A 2,187-nucleotide genomic window follows, 5' to 3' on the forward strand; every position below is an offset into this window, starting at 1 on the left:
CAATAATAAAATTACTTACCCAATTTAAACATGCTATACTATAATAAATAGTATCTAAACTAAAGCATTGTTTGAGGTAGTCGTGGCGTTGGACTTACTGAGCGAAATCTATAGTTCATTTGAACCTTCTCAGCCTCCACTGAAAAAGGCGTATGTTGACTGTCAAGACGTTCGTGGTGATTGGGAAGTTATTCGAGAGTTAGGACTTAAAATTAGGCGCTCTAAGCAGCCAACATGCCAGCTCTACACTGGGCACCGAGGAGTCGGTAAATCTACTGAACTTTTACGGCTAAAAGACTATTTAGAAGAACAGAAGTATTTTGTGGTTTACTTTGCCGCAGATGACGAAGATATTGAACCCCAAGATGCTGATTATGCAGATATTCTCTTGGCTTGCACTCGCCACTTGGTAGAAGCAATTAAGCTTGAACAGCATAATCCATTACTAAATTGGATGAAAGATCGTTGGGAATCCTTAAAGGATATTGCCCTGACCGAGGTAGCTTTTGATGGATTAAGTTTAGAAGGGCAAATCTCCCAGTTTGCCAAGATTACTACTAACCTTCGAGCAACACCAGATAAACGCCGTGAACTCCGGCAAAAAATCAACGCCAATACGCCATCTCTAGTAGAAGCTCTCAACGACTTTATCAAGGAAGCTCAAAAGTCTTTGTCTGCTGACAGCCGAGGAATTGTCCTGATTGTTGACAACCTTGATCGAATCGTAGAAACCCGAGAAGCAGGTAAACCAAGCAATTATGATGAAATTTATCTGAATCGTAGTGAAATGTTAGGAGGATTGGCTTGTCATGTAGTTTATACTGTGCCAATAGCGATGATGTATTCAGGACGGGCAAGTCAGCTCGCCAATGATTATTATACTAATGTATTGCCAATGATCATGATCCGCAATCCAGACGGAACAGAAAATAAACTAGGGCTAGACAAAATGAGGGAATTGATCTGCCGTCGGATTGACCTGATCGAACCCAACTTACTTCAAACCCTAGAGGGGAAAGTAGACGGGCTAGATTTTCCGCCGGTATTTGATAACGGTGAGACCTTAAAGAATCTTTGTCTAATGAGTGGTGGACATGTCCGAACCTTGATGCAATTAATCCAGAAAGCGATTGACTGGACAGATGAACTACCGATTACTGGAAAAGCGGCAAAGCGAGCCATTGAAGAAACACGAGAGACCTATCAGAATACCGTACGGGAGACTGAATGGGAAATTTTAGCGCGAGCATGTCATCTCAAACAAGGATATATTAATAATGATGTTGATCACTTACGTTTGTTGTTGAAGCGTTGCCTCTTGGAATACCGCTATTATGATCAAAACGATAACCTACAGATTTGGTGTAACGTTCATCCACTAATCGAAGGGATTCCAAGATTTCAAGATGTACTTACCAAGGTGAGAGCTTTATGAGTCTTGCTAACTCATCTAAGGATACTCCTCCCTCTAAGGAAGAGATTTACCAAGCCTTTTTGCGATCGCTAAGGCGACGGAGGGGATTTGGGATTGTGTTCATGCAATGTCCTCCAGCAGAGGCTAAGCGGATCATTGGGCGAGTGCATCAGGATTTACCCCAGAAGCAAATAGCAACCTTAACATTAACCGAGCCCATTGATAATCTTTATGATCGTGTTGAAAAGATTCTAGACCGCGATCAATTGAGTATTCTCTTCATTGAAGGTCTCGAAAAATCCTTAGAAGCTTATATCAAGCCAGGATATCGCGGAGACGGGGATTACTACAATCTTGATACTGTCCCTAGCATCTTGAACCACTTAAACCAACGGCGAGAGCTATTTCGAGATCATTTCCCAACTCTTTGCTTCGTTTTTGTTTTGCCAGCGTTTGCTATTAAATACTTTATTCGTCGTGCTCCTGATTTCTTTGATTGGAGCGCAGGTATTTTTGATTTTTCTGTTGATATAGGAGGTAACGATTTCTCTGATAATGTAATCCAACCAGGGCAAAACAACATCAATGTTGGTAGTGGTAGACCTGTTGACGAAGAGATTGACTATTTTCAACAGGCTTTACAAAGGCAACGAGAAATCGGCGATCGCAAGGGTGAGGCAGATTGTTTAAGTAGCTTGGGTAATGCTTATCGATCCTTAGGCCAATATCGAGAAGCGATTGACTATCTCCAACAGGCTTTACAAATTCAACAA

General features: G+C 41.6%; 2 protein-coding genes. Both read left to right on the forward strand.

Annotation, left to right across the window (positions count from 1 at the left end; all coding sequences use genetic code 11):
* The first annotated feature begins 67 nt into the window (after positions 1 to 67).
* Positions 68 to 1,435, forward strand: a complete 1,368-nt coding sequence (locus F6K49_RS42810; protein WP_293107618.1) for an ATP-binding protein — start codon at positions 68 to 70, stop codon at positions 1,433 to 1,435.
* Positions 1,432 to 2,187 (forward strand): tetratricopeptide repeat protein (locus tag F6K49_RS42815; RefSeq protein WP_293107622.1); only part of this gene is annotated, 756 nt, incomplete at its 3' end. The genes F6K49_RS42810 and F6K49_RS42815, both read left to right, overlap by 4 nt.

Source organism: Moorena sp. SIO3I6 (assembly GCF_010672095.1).